Consider the following 15563-nt stretch of genomic DNA (forward strand, 5'->3'; position numbering starts at 1 on the left):
CTGCGGCGATTGGCTCTCCGCCGGCTGGCCACGGTGACACCGCGCCACCGCCGGCATCGAGTCGCACCGCGTAGACTTGATAGCTTCCCGATCTCCGGTCGATCCAGTCGAGGAAGAGTCCGCCCGCCTCATCGGAAGCCAGCGCGACGTAAATCTGGTCCCCGGCGACGCCGGGCGTCACCGCGACGCCGCTCCCCCACTGCGCCTGTAGCGATGAGTCGAATCGTTGCGCGCGGAGGTGACGCCCGCTTGTCGCGCTCGAGTCTTCCCACGCCAGGAACACGCCGCCCACGCCATCCGAGAGCAACCTGGGTCGCCGCTGCGCGAGCGGTGCGGACGTCACCGCCACGCCCGAAGAGTCGGCGATGTTGCCCGCCGCGTCGAAGTGCTGGAGGTAGATCTGCGGGACAGGCCCGCGCCGATCGGACCACGCGACGAATGCGCCTCCGGATCCATCGGCCGCGAGCGATGGATCGTCCTCGGACTTCGGCGAGCGCGGCGCCACCAGGCCGCCCGACAAGGCCGACGGCCAAATCCGCGTCCCCGAGCCGTCGATCCGCGCGACGCGCAGAACGTCGGATGTGTCCGTGTACGCTTCCTGCTGCATGCAGATGACGATGCCGCCGTGGCCGTCCCGCTCGAGCAGTGGCGGCGTGTTGACGCCCATGTCGGTGACCTGAATCCCTTCAGGGTGCCAGCCGGGGAAGATCGTCGGGATCGAAGTGAATCGCTGGAGATGCACGGGGCCTCCATCCAGGCGAGTACAGCTGCTGACGCAGTCGCTGTGCACCCACGCGACGTAGACGCCGCCCGCGCCGTCCTCCCGGAGCGCCCCGGCAAAGTTCAAACCGAAGAGGTCGGTCGGGTTGATGCCGTACCCGGGCCACCCGGGATCGAGATCTCCGTTCGCGAGAAGGTGGTGGATCTGGAGTCCCCGACCGCCGTCCCAGGTCGAGACGTACGCGCCGCCGGCTCCGTCCCCCGCCAGTGCAGGCTCCCGGTAGATGCTCCACCCGCACGCGGGGCAGACGTCAACGCCGTCGGGTTGCCAGCCGGCGGCCGTGTCGCGCGGCGAGAGAAGCGCGGCGATCGCGATCAGGATCGAAGCGACGGGGAGAATTCGGAGGCGCATGCGAGGGACTCCTTCGATCGCGCTTCCCTGCGGGCCGGGAAGAAGGGTAACGCCGCGCCCCGGCGGCTCACAGGAAAATGATGCTCTTCCCGCCGGCGGCGCGTTCGGCTAGTTTGTCCGCTCCATGAGACGTGCCACGGTCGGCGCTTCGCGCGCCCTGATCGGTGCTGCCCGCGGGATGGCCGCCACCCTCCTCGTGCTCGCGCCCGCCGGATGCGGCAAGTCGAAGCCTGCGGAACACGAAACCCTCGAGTTCGAGACCGCGCCCGATACCTCCGCGATCGCCCGCGGCCAGCCGCTCCTCACCCGTTTCGAGCCCTACCGAGCCTCCGACGGCGCGATGCGCGCGCGTGGCCACCTCGATCTGCCGGATGGCACGCGCATTCAGCTCTCGGTGCGCCGCGCCGACGGCTCGGAGTTGGACCGCGTGCAGGTCGACATCGCCGGCGGCGGCTTCGACACGCCGCCGATCCTCGACAATGGCCGCCCGCCGGCTCAGGGCCTCTATCGCTTCGTGGTCAGCACCCAGTTCAACAGCGTCTGGCAGCCCGAAAACGTGCTGAGCGCGACGCGCAACGGCCTCGATCTGCGCGGGCCGGGCGTCCGGCGCGGCGCGCATGGCGAAGCCATGTTCGAGATCGCGATGGAGAAGCGGCTGTGACGCGCGCGCCGTTCGCCGGGAGCGCCGCGTGAGCCCGCGGCCGCCGCGCCCGCCCGCGCTCCGCTATCGCACCGCGCGGCGCACCGACGTCGAGACGCTCGCCGATCTCGGCTATCGCGCCTACCGGGTGGCGAGCCTCGAGAAACGGCGCGAGTTCTACACCGATCACCCGCGCTTCACGATCCGCGACGTTCGCGTCGGCGAGCTGGAAGGCCAGATCGTCGCCTCGATGGTGCTCTATCCGCTCACCGCGCTGGTGCGCGGGCAGAAGCTGCCGGTGGTCGGCGTCGGCTCGGTGGCGGTGTCACCCGAGCATCGCCGGCGCGGCGTGGCCGAGACGCTGATGAAGTTCGCGATTCGCGAGATGCGCCAGCGCGGTGACGCGCTCAGCATGCTCTACGCATTTCGCGGCTCGTACTACCGCAAGCTGGGCTATGGCGTGATCGAATACGTACACCAGGTCGCCGCGTCGCCGGCGAACCTGCCGGTCTCGGACGAGGCGCGTTTCGTGCGCCGGCTGATGATTCCCGACCGGCCCGCGGTGCAGGCGCTATTCGAGAAGGTCTCCGGTCAGGGCCACTTCGCGCTGGTGCGAAAACCCGAATGGTGGACCCAGCGCCTGTGGGGATACGCCAGCGACTGGGTGGTGTACGAGGGGCGGCGGCGCGGGCAGATCGAGGGCTACCTCTGCTACGACGTCGATCACTCGAACGGCCCCTTCAAGCTCCAGCTCTCGCTGCTCGAGTTCGTGGCGGCGACACCGGCCGCGTTCAAGGGACTGGTCGGCTACCTCGCTTCGCTGCGTGACCAGGTCGCCGAGATCCACAGCGCGCTGCCCGCGGATCACGCCTGGCTGCACACGCTCCAGACCGCGCAGAACCTTCGTCCCGGCCTCGAAATCAGCGTGTTCGCCGACACCGCCGGCGTCGCCGCCGGGGCGATGTTGCGCTTCACCGACGTGAAGCTCGGGCTCGAGATGCTGCCGGTCTCGCCGCACGCACGCGGCGAGGTCGTGGTGGAGCTCGACGATTCGGTGATCGCCGCCAACGCCCGCGCCTGGCGCGTGAGCGCGCGCGAGGGGCGCCTCACGGTCGCGCCCGAATCGCCGCGCGCCGGTCGCCGCCGGCCGCCGCGACTGCGCATGCCGATGGACGCGCTCGGCCCGATCGCCGGCGGCACGCTGTCGCCGCGGCGCGCCGCCGAGGCCGGCTTGATCGAAGCGAGCGGCGGCGCCGACGAGATCGTCGACAGCTGGTTCCGCGCTCGGCCCGCCTTCCTCTACCAGTTGAACGGGTTCTGAGCTTGAGTGTCGCGGGCTTTTCGGTCGGGCACGAGCTGGTTCCACGCTTCCGTGACACCGACGCGATGGGCCACATCAACAACGCCGTCTACGTGACCTATCTCGAGGTCGCGCGGCAGGCCTACTGGCGGAAGCTCGAATCGGCGACCGACTACCGGCGCGTCCCGTTCATCCTCGCCAGCGTCACGATCGACTTCCGCTCCGAAGCGCTGGTGCAGGAGGTGCTCGATCTCGGCGTGCGCTGCGACTGGATCGGCACCAAGTCGTTCGGTTTCGCCTACCGGATCGAGGAGAAGAGCAGCCGGCGCCTGGTGGTTGAAGCCAGCTCGGTTCAGGTGTGCTACGACTACACGACGAAACAGAGCATTTCGATGCCCGACTCCCTGCGGCGCCGACTCGAACAGTTCGAGGGCCGCGATCTCACCCGAAAGGTGCCGTCATGAAGCGAACGCCTCGCGAGGAAGAACCCGCCCGCGCCGACGCGCCGCCGCCGCATGGGCCGCGCACGCGCCGCGCATTCATGAAATTGATGGCCGCCGGCTCGACCGCGCTGCTGGTGTCGGGCACCGCGCCGCGCGCGCGTGCCGCATCGAGCAAGAAGCGCGCGGCGGTCGCCACGCCCGCCTCCAGCGACTCGGTCCTAACGCCGACCAGGCCGGGCGCGCATCCGGCGCTGGCCGAGGAGATCGAGAAGCAGAAGAAGTACACCGCCGACAGCCTCAAGCGGATTCGGGACTACTCGCTGCCCGCCGGCAGCCCGCAGGGATTCGCCTTCCGGCCACTGCCCGCGAAGCACTCGCCGAGGAGAGCACGCTGATGCTCGGCGAAGACGTGCTGTTCCAGACCGTGGACGAGCTGGCTCCCAAGATCCAGGCGAAGCAGATCTCGCCGATCGAGCTGACCGAGTCGTATCTCCAGCGCATCCGCAAGTACTCGTCGAAACTCAACGCGTTCGAGACCGTCACCGCCGACCTGGCGCGCAGGCAGGCGCGAGCCGCCGAGACCGAGATCAACGGCGGCAAGTATCGCGGGCCGCTCCACGGCATTCCCTACGGTGCCAAGGATCTGTTCGACACCGCCGGCATCCGCACCTCGTGGGGCGCCGTGCCGTGCCGCAATCGCGTTCCGAACACCGACGCCACCGTGATCCGCCGCCTGCGTGAGGCGGGCGCGGTGCTGCTCGGCAAGCTCGCCATGGTCGAGTTCGCCGGCGGACTCGGCTACCGATTCGCCGACGCTTCGGCCAGCGGCCCGTGCCGCAATCCGTGGGATCCGTCGCGCTGGACCGGCGGCTCGTCGGCCGGCTCGGGCGCGGCGGTCGGGGGCGGACTGGTGGCATTCGCGCTCGGCACCGAGACCTGGGGCTCGATCCTCTGCCCGTCGGCGTTCTGCGGATGCACCGGACTGCGTCCCACCTACGGCCGCGTGAGCCGCGCCGGCGGCATGGTGTGCTCGTACACCTTCGACAAGGTCGGACCGATCGCGCGTTCGGCCGTGGACTGCCGCATGATTCTCTCGGCGATCGGCGGCCCCGATCCCGACGACGCGACCGCGAGTCACGAGCCGCTCGCGCTCGATGGCCCGGTGCGCGACCCGCGCACGATTCGCGCCGCGCTCATCCCGCTCGATTTCGCGAAGCACGGCGAGCCCGAGGTGAAGCACGCATTCGACGCCGCGGTGGCCGTGCTCAAGGGCCTCGGCGTTCGCATCGAGCCGGCGTCGCTGCCCGACTTTCCGGCCGGCGACGTGGCCGGCGCGATCATCACCGCCGAGGCGCTGTCGGCGTTCGAGAGCTTCTTCCGCGACGGCTCGGTGAAGCAGCTGAAGGATCCCTACGCGCCGTATCAAATGGAGATCGCCCAGCCGATGACCGCCGCCGATCTCACCAAGGCGTGGCGGATGCGAGAGGTGTTGCTGGAGAAGATGGCCGACTTCTTCGGCAAGTACGACGTGATCGTGACGCCCAACTTCATGTCGGTGGCGCCGCCGGTGGATGGCGACCTGAACGAGACGCTCGACTATCCCGATCCGGTGGGCGGCGTCGGCAACACCTGCGGTCTGCCGTCGCTCGCGATGCCGACCGGGCTCGGCAAGGACGGCCTGCCGGTGAGCTTCCAGATCATGGGCGCGCCGTTCGACGAGGCGACCCTCTTGAACCTCGGCGAAGCGTTCCAGTCGAAGACCGAGCACCACCTGGAGCATCCCTCGCTCGCGCAGACACTCGCGAGCTAGAATCATCGGGATGTTCCATCGCTACCTGCCGATCGCGCTGGCCGCGCTGGTCTCCGTGCCGGCCGGGGCGGGCTTCGCCGCCGCCGCCGCGCCGATACCGGTCGACTCGCTCCAGGTCGTCGATCTGCCGCGTTACAAGCTCTACGGGCCCGACATCGCCTCGCTCCAGCTGACGCGGCACGAGATGGACTACGCGTTCAACCAGTTCCGCCGCTACATCGGCGACTCGCCTCCCAAGCTCACGATCGCCGTGCTCGGCTCGCTTCCGGATCCGTCCCGCGTCAGCGCCGCCTCGCTGCGCGAAGCCGGCGTCGACTACGTGCTCACCGACTGGCCGCCGCGAGCCGGCGCGCCGCCGCCGGCGCCCGAGCTCTCGGAGCGAGCCGGCCGCTGGTACCTCGCGGCGTTCGAGCGGGTGAACGCCAGGGCTTCGCCGCCGCCGGGCAAGGCGCGGCTCACACCCGACTGGTTCGACAGCGCGGTAGCGGGACTGTGCGCCTCGCCGGTCGAGCAGGGCCGCCGCCTCGGGCTCGTGAGCGCGCACATCGACCAGCACATCCCCATCGATCGGCTGCTCGCCATGTCGCGACCCGAGCCCGGGCCGCCGGCGAAATCGAAGGGCCAGCCCGCGAACGCGGCGAAGAGCGGCGGCAAGTCGACGCCCGCTGCCGGCAAGCCGGCGCCGGCCGGCGCCACCGGTGCCGATGCGCCGTTCTACGACGCGGAAGCCCTGTCGTTCGCGCGCTTCCTCGCGATGCGCGAAGGCGATCGCTTCATCGGCTGGGTGCTCGAGCCGATCCTGGCTGGCGAGCCCGCCAGCGCCGGGCTCAATCGGGCGAAGACGCTGTTTCCGCGCCCCGACCAGCTCGAGACCGCATGGGTCGCATGGGTCAAGGGCGGCATGAAGAACGAGGCGCCGCAGCAGTGACGTCCGCCGCAGTGCCGCGCTCGACTACAGAATCTCTTTCAGCGTGGCGTTGAGGTTCTTCTGCTTCCCGTTGCGGAGCACCACCAGCTTCACCCGGGTGCCGGCCACGCCATCCACGAACTTCTGCTCGAGCTGATCGGGATCGAGTTGCGCCGCAGCCACGCCGTCGATCGACACGACTTCGTCATCTTCCGCCAGTCCGGCGCGATCGGCGGGTGAATCCTTCAGCACCTGGAAGGCCTTGATCGTTCCGTCCTCGCGCGCGAGCTGAGCGCCGAACAGGCTGAAGCCGGGACGCTTGGTGTATTTCGCCGCCGGCTCGAGATAGATCTTCCGCCGCTCGTAGTCGAGCGTGACCTTGAAGCGCTCGAGCAGCTCGTTGCCGATGTTGCCGGCGTAGTCCTCGCTGGCGAGCGCGCCCTCGGTGGTGGTCGAGAGCCCGATTAGCGGCTCGTCGACGCGATACGGCCCGATTTCGAGCGACTTCATGCGCGCCAGCTTGCTCTCGAAGGTGCCGCCAAAGCCGCCGCCCATCACGGTGATCGCGCGCGGAGCCTTCGCGATCAGCTCGTACTTGGCGACGAACGGCGTGTGCAGATCGAGCATGGAGCCGCTGCCCACGTCCACGCGCGCCGCGCCTTCGTACAGGCCATCGAGCTTGATGTTGACGACCGGGGCGTGGCCAGCCAGCGTCATCGGGATCGCGGTGCCCTTGCCCTCGTAGGTGAAGGTCTTGGGATCGTAGAGGAACAGGTTGTGGCCGTCGTAGTCCACCTGGTTCACGAACCGCACGATGACGTCGAAGCCCACGACGCCCGCGCAGTCGCGCCAGAAGAACGGCGCCAGCACCGAATTCACGTTGAGCACCGCGACCTTCAGGTTCTGGAGTTCGACGCCGTCGGCGTCGGCGGTGGTGAGGCGCAGCCGGTCGAGCGTGGCGAACGACGCGCCGCCGCCCGAGCCCGCCCCCTCGGCGTGCATGTTTCCCACGGATTTGAGGCCGATCTTCGCGGCGTAGGCGCTGTCGATCACGGTGACGCTCGCGCCGGTGTCGAACAGGAAATCGGCCGGCGGGCCACCGTTCACCGAGGCGTGGATCCACAGATGCCGCGAGTGATATTCGAATGGAATTCGCGCCACGCCCACAGTCTTGAGCCAGGTGACGGGCGCGAGCGCCTCGGCGGGCGGGGTGAACTGGGTGTCGGGAATGTCTTCGACCAGGATCGAATCCACGGTCACGGTGGCGTTGTTGGCGGCCGCGCCGGCCACCTCCTGCACCGATTTGAACGCGACCATCATGCCGTTCACGCTCCGATAGTCGGAGTTGGTGGTGGTCACCGTCATCTGATCGCTCTTGGTGATCAGACGGACGAGGTAGCCGGTCTTCCTGTCGAACTCGAGGCGCCGCGGCTTGGCCCCGGGCGGCGTCACCTCGAGCACCGCGAACGAGCCCAGCGAATCGGTGACGTCGGCGAGCCGCGTGATCGTGCCGCCGGCCTGATCGGGTTCGAGCCAGCGTTCGTTCTCGAACCAGCCGCTCGAGAGCGCCTGCTCGAGCGCGACGCCATCGAGCGGCAGGATCTTGCCGCTGGTGTCGAGTCGCCACGCCTGGTTGCCGCTCTGCCAGTCCTTGATCGTGATCGGGCCGATCGATATCGCGCTCGAACGCTTGTCGGGCGCCTTCCGCCACGCTTCGAGCGTTCCCTGCAGACCGAACGCCGTCAGCTTGCCCTTCACGTGCGTCGAGCGCGTCGCCTGCCATTTGTCTCGACCGCCGGTGACCTGGAGGTAGCGATCGAGCACGGTCTTGGCCTCGGGAGTGATGGTGGCGCGCGCGGCCGCGGGCGCCAGCGCGGTGAGCAGTGATAGAAGGACAAACAGACGGCGGATTCTCATGGAGGATTCACCTCGCGAGGGGAATGGGGAGGAGCCGGCGGCACTCTAACCCAGGCCTTCGCCGGCGGCACCCGCGCGCGGAAAATATCGGACGAGCGCGGAGCGTTGCCTTGCCGCTGGCAGTGCGCTTATTCTGCCGCGTCCATCACTCCCGACCCGATCTCACGGAGGAGCCACGCATGTTCAGAAAGATCTTGGTCTTGGCGCTCGTCGCGAGCGCCACGCCGGTGGCCGCGCTGGCGGCGAACTCGTCCGGCGGCACCGCACTCAATGCCTGGGGACCGCGGGTCGGATTCAGCACCGGGCCCGATCAGTTCCTGATCGGCGCGCAGCTGGACTTCAGCGACGTCGCGCCCAACATCGGCTTCGTTCCCAATCTCGACATCGGGTTCGGCGATCACGTGACCACCTTCGATTTGAACGCCGATCTCCACTACATGTTCACCCTGCGAGACTCTCCGTGGCGCCCGTACGTCGGCGCGGGCGTCGGCATCACTTTTTCGAATTTCAGCAGCGACGTGGGCGGAGACTCGGAAACCGACGTCGGCGGCAGCCTGATCGTCGGCGCCACCGCTCCGACCAAGCGCGGCAGCCGCTTCTTCTCCGAGGCCAAGCTCGGCCTCGGCGACATCGCCGACTTCAAGCTGCTGGTGGGCTGGAATTTTCCGATGTAGCTCCGCGCTCTGATCCGGAGGTGACGTGATGCACATGCCCCGTGCAATCCTCCTCGCCCTGCTGGTGGTTTCCGCGTGCGCGCCCTCGCGCGCGCTCGCCGCGAGCGAAGTCAGCTCCGACGAAATGAACAAGAGCAACAATCCGCTCAATCCCGCGCCTTCGCTCAACCTTCAGGACTACTGGTACCCCACGCTCTACGGCACCGATCAGTCCTCGAACGATTTCTTGATCCGCGGCGCCACCGTGCTGCCGAAGGGCAAACCGCTGCCCATGCCGCAGATCATCCGGCTCACGGTGCCGGTCAGCACCCGCCCCGATTTCAAGGGCGGCACGACCACCGGGCTCGGCGACCTCAACATCTTCGACATCCTGCTGCTCGGGCAGAAGAGCGGCGCGACGTTGGGTGCCGGCCCGCTGATCACCATGCCGACGGCCAGCGAAGACGCGCTCGGCACCGGCAAGTGGCAGATCGGCGTGGCCGGGACCGCGGTCCACGTGGCCGCCAGCGGGGTGCTGGCCGCACTGCTCCAGTGGCAGACCTCGTTTGCCGGCGATGGCAATCGAGAGGACGTGAGCTCGCTCACGTTCCAGCCGCTGCTGATCCACAACCTGCAGAAGGGTCTGTATCTGCGCAGCACGGGCGTGTGGTCGTTCGACACGCGGAGCAGCCGCTACTACATCCCGCTCGGCATTGGTCTCGGCAAGGTGGTCAAGCCGAGCGCCAAGACCTTCAACGCTTTTGTCGAGCCGCAGTGGACGGTCGCGCACGACGGCGACGGCTGGCCCAAGTTCACGCTGTTCTTCGCGCTCAATACGACGTTTGGGAAGTAGCGGCGCCGTCGGCCGCGCGACCCCGCCGGGCGAGCGCTACTCGTTTTCCGCGCGCGCGCCGCTTTGGGTCGCCAGCTTCATGCGCGCGAGGAACGGCTCGGGCGCCAGGAAGCCCTCCACGCGCAGCGACTTGATCTCGCCCCCGTCGGTGCCCAGGAAGATCACGGTCGGCACGCCGCGCACCCCGTAAACGCGCCGCCAGCGCTCGGACTCGGGCGAGTCGTAGCGCGTGAGATCCACCTTGAAGGTGTGGAAGTCGCGGCTCGCGGCAATCACCCCGCGATCGCTGAAGGTCGAGCGCTCCAGCTCGTGGCAGGGCACGCACCAGTCGGCCGAGAACTCGAGCAACACCGGCCGCCCGGTGGCGATCGCCGCCTGCAGCGACTGATCGTCGGCGGGGCGGAACGCGACGCCCTGAGTGGGCGTGCTGAAGATGATCCACGCGCCGACGACGATGGCCGCCCCTCCCATCGCGCGCTTGGCCCAGCGGAAATTGGGTCCGCGTCCTTTCGTCTTCTCGATGAAACCGAGGTAGAGGCCGCCCAGCACCAGCGCCGCCGGCAGCACCCAGCCGCCGAGCTTCGGCGCGAACGCCAGCAGCAGGTAGAAGGCGCCCACCCCGGCGAGAATCACGCCGAAGATCGCCTTCACCCACACCATCCATTCGCCCGAGCGCGGCAGGCGCTGGAGGAGATTCGAAAAGGTCGCGAGCAGCAGGTAGGGGAAGCCGAGCCCGAGCGAGAGCGTGAAGAAGGTGGTGAAGCCGAGCCAGGGATCGCCCTTCGCGCCCACCACCGCGAGCAGCGCGACCACCGCCGGCCCCACGCACGGGGCCGCGAACACGCCGACCACGAGTCCCGACAGGAACACGCCCGCGGCGCTGGTGGCGGTGGCGCCGCCCAGCTTGTTCATGAGTTGTGGCGGCACGGTGAACTCGTAGAGCCCGAACATCGAGAGCGACATGACCAGCAGCAGCACGCCCACCGCGGCCAGCACCAGCGGGCTCTGCAGGAAGCCGCCGAACAACCCGCCGGTGAGCGCAGCCACCACGCCGAGTGTCGTGTACATCAGCGCCATGCCGAGCACATAGAGCGCGGCGTAGCCGATCACCTGCCGCGGCGGCGCGGCGCGGCGCGCGCCGAAGATCGAGACCGTGACGCCGAGCATCGGGTAGACGCACGGCGTGAGATTGAGCGCGAGCCCGAACAGGAACAGCGCGAGCAGTGCGGTGATGCCGCCGCCCTCAATCGCGCGCGCCACGGGATTGTCGGGCACCGGGGCGGCGCCCTTCGGCGGCGGCGCGGTGGTGAACGATCCCGGCGAGCCAGACGAGGTGCCCGCGCCGGTCGCGGCGCCGGTGTCGGAGGCGGCCGGCGGCGAGGGACTTGCGGCGGTGCCCGGCGCGGTCGACCCGCCGCGATTCGACGCCCCGCCCGATGGCGTCGCGCCTCCTGCGACGTCGACCGGCAGATCGAAGTCCACGCTCGCCGGCGGCAGGCAGACCTGGTCGTTGCACGACTGGAACTTCACCTTGCCCTTGAGCACGACGTGACCGGTCGCGCTCGCGGCCGCGGTGATCGGGATCGGGATCGCGATATCGCCGTCCCAGACCAGCTGTGGCTGCGGATCGAAGGAAAGCTTCTCGATCCTGGGCGGCGGGTACTCGATCGCGCCGGCGCTCACGCCGGCGGCCGGCATCAGCGATACTTCGGTGGGAATCGAGTTCTCGTTCGAGGGCGGGTTGGCGTTGACGTGCCAACCTTTCAGGATGTGCAGCGTGACGATCGCCCGGGCGCGATCGTCGGGCGCCACACGCGCCGGCGCCACCGTGACCTTCACGAGCTGTCCCGGCTCGGGCACCGGGCCGCCGCCGAATTGGGCGAGACTTGCGGCGGGGATCGTGCACGCCGCGCTCAGCGCGACTGCGAACCAAAGCGCGACGCGCGCTCGACCGGACCATTTCATGAGAAGCTCCGCTTGCTCACCACCGTCGCGACCTCGTCGAGTTGCGCCGCAAACTCCGCGGCGTCCTGCACGGGCAATCGGCACGCGTACTCCACGCACACGTACGCGGTCGCCCGTCCCTGCTTCGCGACCAGCGGCTCCACGAACGGCACCAGCTCCTCGAGCTGCCGCCGCCGCGCTCCTTCCCCGGTGACCAGCAGCAGATCGTGGGGCAGGAAGCGCCGATCGAATTCCGCGATCAGGGCGCGGGTATCCGGTGCCGCCGGATCGCCCGCGATCACGACCTGCCGCGGCGTCGCCCGCGCCAGATCCATCGACACCAGCATCTGCGGCATCATTGCCGGCGCTTCGCCAAGCCGTCGCGAATAGTACGCGAACGCCCGATTCGCCGCCTCGCGCCACGCCGCGCGGTCGAGCAGTACGCCGAGGGCTTGCACCACCTGCGCCGCGATCGAGTTCCCGGCCAGCTCGGCGCCATCGTGCCCGTCCTTCAGACGTAACCGAATGCTGTCATCTCCCGGGGGGCTCTCGAAGAACCCGCCCGCCTCGCGATCCTCGAAGCGCTCGATCATGGCGCCGGTGATCTCGGCCGCGCGCGACAGCCATTTCGGCTCGAAGGTGGCGCCGTAGAGATCGACGAAGCCGAGCGCGACGTTGGCGTAGTCGTCGAGTTGCCCGGCCATCGCCGCCTCGCCCTCGCGCCAGCGGCGCTGGAGCTCTCGGGAGTTCGCATTCCACATCCACGACCACACGAACTCGCCGGCCCGAGCGCCGCGCTCGGCCAGCGCTCCGTCGTTGAGCACGCGCGCGCCGCGCGCGCAGGCCGAGATCATCAGCCCGTTCCACGCGGCCAGCACTTTGTCGTCGAGATGCGGCCGCGTCCGGCGAGAGCGTGCCGCGAGCAGCGTGTCAGCGGCGCGGTCGAGCCGCGCCTCGAGTGCGGCCTCGTCGAGCTTCCGCTCGCGCGCCAGCTCGGCGACCGTGCGCGCCTCGTAGAGCACGCTCGCGCCGTGCTCGAAGTTGCCCTGCGGTGTGACGCCGTAGCGGCGCGCGAACAGGCTCGCATCCTCGGCGCCCAGCGCCTCCTCGAGCTGCGTCGGCGTCCACACATAGAAGCGCCCTTCTTCGCCCTCGCTGTCGGCGTCCTCGGCCGAACAAAAGCCACCCTCCGGCGATGACAGATCGCGCAACACGTAAGTGAAGATGCGGCGCGCGGTGTCGGCGCAGGTCGAATCGCCGGTGATCTGGAAGCCTTCGAGATACGCCCACGCGAGCTGCGCCTGGTCGTACAGCATCTTCTCGAAATGCGACACGCGCCACGCGGCGTCGACGCTGTAACGATGGAACCCGCCGCCGAGGTGATCGTGGATGCCGCCGGCGCGCATGGCGTCGAGCTGCGCCGCGACCAGTCTCAGCGCCGCCTCGCGCCGATCTGGATTGGCGACCGCGAAGCGCGTCAGAAACGCGAGATTGCAGGGCGAGGGAAACTTGGGCGCGGTGCCGAAGCCGCCGTGGTCGCGATCGGCGGTGCGCTCGAACCAGCTCCAGGCGAGATCGAGGAGCGCCAGCTCGTCGCGCGCCGCCTGCTCGGGCTTCTCGAGATCGGCGAGCGCCGCGAGCACGCGCCGCCCGGTGTCTTCGAGATCGCCGCGCCGCTCGAGCCACGCTTCGTGAACGCGCGGGAGCACCTGGAGCAGGCCCGGACGTCCGAACGCGGCGTCGGGCGGGAAGTAGGTGCCGCCGAAGAAAGGCTCGAGCTCGGGGGTGAGGAACACGTTGAGCGGCCAGCCGCCGCCCAGCCCCAACGCCTGCATCGCGGTCATGTAGATCCGATCCACGTCGGGCCGCTCCTCGCGATCCACCTTGATCGGCACGAACCACCGGTTGAGCGGCTCGGCCACCGCGTCGCTCTCGAACGACTCGCGCTCCATGACGTGGCACCAGTGACAGGTCGAATAGCCGATCGAGAGGAAGATCGGCTTGTCTTCCACGCGGGCGCGCGCGAACGCTTCTTCGCCCCACGGGTGCCAGTCCACCGGGTTATGGGCGTGCTGGAGGAGATAGGGGCTCTTCTCGCCGGCGAGCCGGTTGGGGCGCCGGTCGGATGGCGGATTCGGGGGCACCGAGCGAGGGTAGCAGAAGGCTCGCGGTGCCAGCGGGGGGCGGGGATCAGGCTATGGGTGGCGCGCCACGCGCGCGGCAACCGCCTCGGTGGCGCGGAAGAGGCGCCAGCCGAGCCACGCCAGCGGCGGCAGCGCGGCGATCATCACTCCGAGCCGCGCCCAGTCCGGAACGCCGGGCGGCACAAGTCTCGGCGCGCTGAACAACGCCGCCGCCCGACCGGCCAGCGCCAGCGCCGCCGCCGGAGCCGCGACGACGAGCGCCGGGCCGCGCCAGGCGACCAGCGCCGCGACCAGCAGCGCCAGCACCACCGCCGGATCCGACACCGCGCGCAGCCAGAGCGGGCCCGAGCGAAGGCCGGTGCCGAGCCGCGCCCGGGCCGAGATCGGCGCGGCGGAGATCTGCGGCGTCACGATCACGCGATTCATCACGCGCTCGGTGAAATCGGCCGGTGCGCGGCCCGCGACCCGATCCGGGGACGCCAGCAGCGCGTCCACCTCGAGCGCCGCCGCCAGCGCGCGCATGCACCGCGCGCAGCTCGTAGCGTGCGCCGACATCGCCTCGAGCCGCTCGCGCGGCTGGCCCTCGTCCAGCCAGCGATCGAATTCCGCGCAGATCACTCTTCGTCCCCGGTGAGCCACGCCGCGCGCAACACGGCGCGCGCGCGGCTCAAGTGCGTCTTCACGGTGTTCTCGGGCAGGTTCAGCACCCGGGCCACGTCTTCCACCGAACGCTCCTCATAGTAATACAGCGTCACCGCCGCGCGTTGCGCGTCGCTGAGGTTCGCCACCAACGCATCCAGTTTCCGCGCGCGCAGGCGAGCGTCGTGGTCGGGCCCCTCGACCGCCGGCTCGAGCGCATCCTCCAGGGCCGGTTCCCGCCGCTGCCGCCGGCGCATCGCCTCCAGCCGGTCGAGCGAAAGGCGCATCACGATCCGGTGCAGCCAGGTGCCGAAGCTCGAATCGCCACGAAACCCCGGCAGCGCCCGCCAGGCGCGAACGAACGCGTCCTGCGCCACTTCTTCGGCATCGGGATCGCTGCGCAACATGCGCCGCGCGAGCCCGTGCACCCGATCGCGGTGCCGCTCCACCAGCAGCCGAAACGCCGCGGCGTCGCCGGCGCGCGCGCGCTCGATCCATGGGCCCTCCTCGTCCGGTGGCTGCGGCCTCGCGGTCTGGTGCACCAGCGGGTTGGACGGGGGCTCGGGGTCGCCGGGTTTCACCGAAACTTCCGCCCGCGAGGCGTGAAACCCGCCCGGGGCCCTCGGCCGTCCAAGCGATTGAAGCAGGCCATCTCGAGCGACACCCCACCCAATTCCAGGAGGCCGGCCATGTGGCTCGGCAACATCTTCGACGCGGACTTCATCGTTCCCCTGATGATCTTCTCGGTGCCGATCGTCGCCATCATCGGCGGCATCACCATGGGCATCGTACGCACCCTGGCGAGGCAGCGCATGGTCGAGCTGGCGCAGCAGGAGCGCATCGCCGCGATCCAGCGCGGCGTGGATCCCGGCAAGCTTCCGCCGATTCCGGCCGGATCCGACGACTGGGACGACCCGAGCGCGATGTTCCGCAGTTTCGACGATATCTCCCGCCGCCGCTCGCAGGGACTGATGATCGGCGGGATCGTCACGCTGTTCACCGGCATCGGCCTCTCGGCGATGCTGATCGTCATGCACACCGGCGACAACGCCTGGGCGATCGGACTGGTGCCGGGACTGATCGGCCTCGCTCTGATCCTCAGCGGGCTGCTGGTGCGCCCGCGCGGCGACGGTCAGCGTCCCAACGCGCCGACCCGCTAGGGCGGCGCGGCGCGCATCACG

15 protein-coding genes are annotated in these 15563 nt (G+C 69.5%); 9 read left to right on the forward strand and 6 right to left on the reverse strand.

Going from position 1 to position 15563, the window contains the following annotated elements; translation table 11 throughout:
• On the reverse strand, positions 1-1132 hold a 1132-nt coding region (locus tag VMJ70_00770), incomplete at its 3' end, for a hypothetical protein (protein HTO89636.1).
• Between the two features lie 124 nt (positions 1133-1256).
• Here VMJ70_00770 and VMJ70_00775 point away from each other — a divergent pair.
• Genes VMJ70_00775 through VMJ70_00800 form a run of 6 tightly spaced genes read left to right on the forward strand, consistent with a single transcriptional unit; the run spans position 1257 to position 6253 of the window.
• On the forward strand, positions 1257-1793 hold the full coding sequence (locus VMJ70_00775; GenBank protein HTO89637.1) for a hypothetical protein: 537 nt from the start codon (positions 1257-1259) through the stop codon (positions 1791-1793).
• A 28-nt stretch (positions 1794-1821) separates the two neighbouring features.
• Positions 1822-3093 (forward strand): GNAT family N-acetyltransferase, encoded by a 1272-nt coding sequence (locus tag VMJ70_00780; GenBank protein HTO89638.1) that lies wholly within the window; start codon positions 1822-1824, stop codon positions 3091-3093.
• A gap of 2 nt (positions 3094-3095) precedes the next feature.
• Entirely contained in the window at positions 3096-3536 is a 441-nt protein-coding gene (locus VMJ70_00785; protein ID HTO89639.1) for a thioesterase family protein, read from the forward strand.
• Complete coding sequence (locus VMJ70_00790) at positions 3533-3910, forward strand: hypothetical protein (protein HTO89640.1); 378 nt, start codon at positions 3533-3535, stop codon at positions 3908-3910. The genes VMJ70_00785 and VMJ70_00790 overlap by 4 nt, the downstream gene beginning before the upstream one ends.
• Positions 3910-5325, forward strand: a complete 1416-nt coding sequence (locus VMJ70_00795) for an amidase (GenBank protein HTO89641.1) — start codon at positions 3910-3912, stop codon at positions 5323-5325. Before VMJ70_00790 ends, VMJ70_00795 begins: the two co-directional genes overlap by 1 nt.
• 10 nt (positions 5326-5335) lie before the next feature.
• Positions 5336-6253 carry a hypothetical protein gene (locus VMJ70_00800; protein HTO89642.1) on the forward strand — a complete coding sequence of 306 codons (918 nt, stop codon included), beginning with the start codon at positions 5336-5338 and terminating at the stop codon, positions 6251-6253.
• A 24-nt stretch (positions 6254-6277) separates the two neighbouring features.
• Here VMJ70_00800 and VMJ70_00805 read toward each other — a convergent pair whose 3' ends face one another.
• A complete protein-coding gene (locus tag VMJ70_00805) occupies positions 6278-8149 on the reverse strand; it encodes an aspartyl protease family protein (protein HTO89643.1) in 1872 nt (623 codons plus the stop codon).
• A gap of 179 nt (positions 8150-8328) precedes the next feature.
• On the opposite strand from VMJ70_00805, the gene VMJ70_00810 reads away from it, so the two are divergent.
• Positions 8329-8823 carry a hypothetical protein gene (locus tag VMJ70_00810; protein HTO89644.1) on the forward strand — a complete coding sequence of 165 codons (495 nt, stop codon included), beginning with the start codon at positions 8329-8331 and terminating at the stop codon, positions 8821-8823.
• 34 nt (positions 8824-8857) lie between these two features.
• The gene (locus VMJ70_00815; GenBank protein HTO89645.1) at positions 8858-9655 is read left to right on the forward strand and encodes a hypothetical protein; all 798 of its coding nucleotides are present in this window, start codon (positions 8858-8860) and stop codon (positions 9653-9655) included.
• A gap of 36 nt (positions 9656-9691) precedes the next feature.
• Here the strand turns inward: VMJ70_00815 and VMJ70_00820 are convergent, their stop codons facing one another.
• The 4 genes from VMJ70_00820 to VMJ70_00835 are packed head-to-tail and all read right to left on the reverse strand — an operon-like array spanning position 9692 to position 14963.
• On the reverse strand, positions 9692-11620 hold the full coding sequence (locus VMJ70_00820) for a cytochrome c biogenesis protein CcdA (protein HTO89646.1): 1929 nt from the start codon (positions 11618-11620) through the stop codon (positions 9692-9694).
• Positions 11617-13743 carry a thioredoxin domain-containing protein gene (locus tag VMJ70_00825; protein HTO89647.1) on the reverse strand — a complete coding sequence of 709 codons (2127 nt, stop codon included), beginning with the start codon at positions 13741-13743 and terminating at the stop codon, positions 11617-11619. Before VMJ70_00825 ends, VMJ70_00820 begins: the two co-directional genes overlap by 4 nt.
• A 51-nt stretch (positions 13744-13794) precedes the next feature.
• Positions 13795-14361, reverse strand: coding sequence for a hypothetical protein (locus tag VMJ70_00830; GenBank protein ID HTO89648.1), 567 nt, complete (start codon positions 14359-14361; stop codon positions 13795-13797).
• On the reverse strand, positions 14358-14963 hold the full coding sequence (locus VMJ70_00835; protein ID HTO89649.1) for an RNA polymerase sigma factor: 606 nt from the start codon (positions 14961-14963) through the stop codon (positions 14358-14360). Before VMJ70_00835 ends, VMJ70_00830 begins: the two co-directional genes overlap by 4 nt.
• Before the next feature lie 108 nt (positions 14964-15071).
• Between VMJ70_00835 and VMJ70_00840 the strand changes: the two genes are divergently transcribed.
• Positions 15072-15542: a DUF6249 domain-containing protein gene (locus VMJ70_00840; protein ID HTO89650.1), complete on the forward strand. Its 471-nt coding sequence runs from the start codon at positions 15072-15074 to the stop codon at positions 15540-15542.
• Positions 15543-15563: the final 21 nt, after the last annotated feature.

Origin of the sequence: Candidatus Sulfotelmatobacter sp., assembly GCA_035498555.1 — a bacterium.
Lineage (GTDB): Bacteria > Eisenbacteria > RBG-16-71-46 > RBG-16-71-46 > RBG-16-71-46 > DATKAB01.

Coding starts and splice junctions, on each gene's coding strand:
- VMJ70_00775 (HTO89637.1), top strand. CDS start 1,257: ATGAGACGTGCCACGGTCGGCGCTTCGCGCGCCCTGATCGGTGCTGCC.
- VMJ70_00800 (HTO89642.1), top strand. CDS start 5,336: ATGTTCCATCGCTACCTGCCGATCGCGCTGGCCGCGCTGGTCTCCGTG.
- VMJ70_00815 (HTO89645.1), top strand. CDS start 8,858: ATGCCCCGTGCAATCCTCCTCGCCCTGCTGGTGGTTTCCGCGTGCGCG.
- VMJ70_00790 (HTO89640.1), top strand. CDS start 3,533: ATGAAGCGAACGCCTCGCGAGGAAGAACCCGCCCGCGCCGACGCGCCG.
- VMJ70_00820 (HTO89646.1), bottom strand. CDS start 11,620: ATGAAATGGTCCGGTCGAGCGCGCGTCGCGCTTTGGTTCGCAGTCGCG.
- VMJ70_00840 (HTO89650.1), top strand. CDS start 15,072: ATGTGGCTCGGCAACATCTTCGACGCGGACTTCATCGTTCCCCTGATG.
- VMJ70_00805 (HTO89643.1), bottom strand. CDS start 8,149: ATGAGAATCCGCCGTCTGTTTGTCCTTCTATCACTGCTCACCGCGCTG.
- VMJ70_00795 (HTO89641.1), top strand. CDS start 3,910: ATGCTCGGCGAAGACGTGCTGTTCCAGACCGTGGACGAGCTGGCTCCC.
- VMJ70_00810 (HTO89644.1), top strand. CDS start 8,329: ATGTTCAGAAAGATCTTGGTCTTGGCGCTCGTCGCGAGCGCCACGCCG.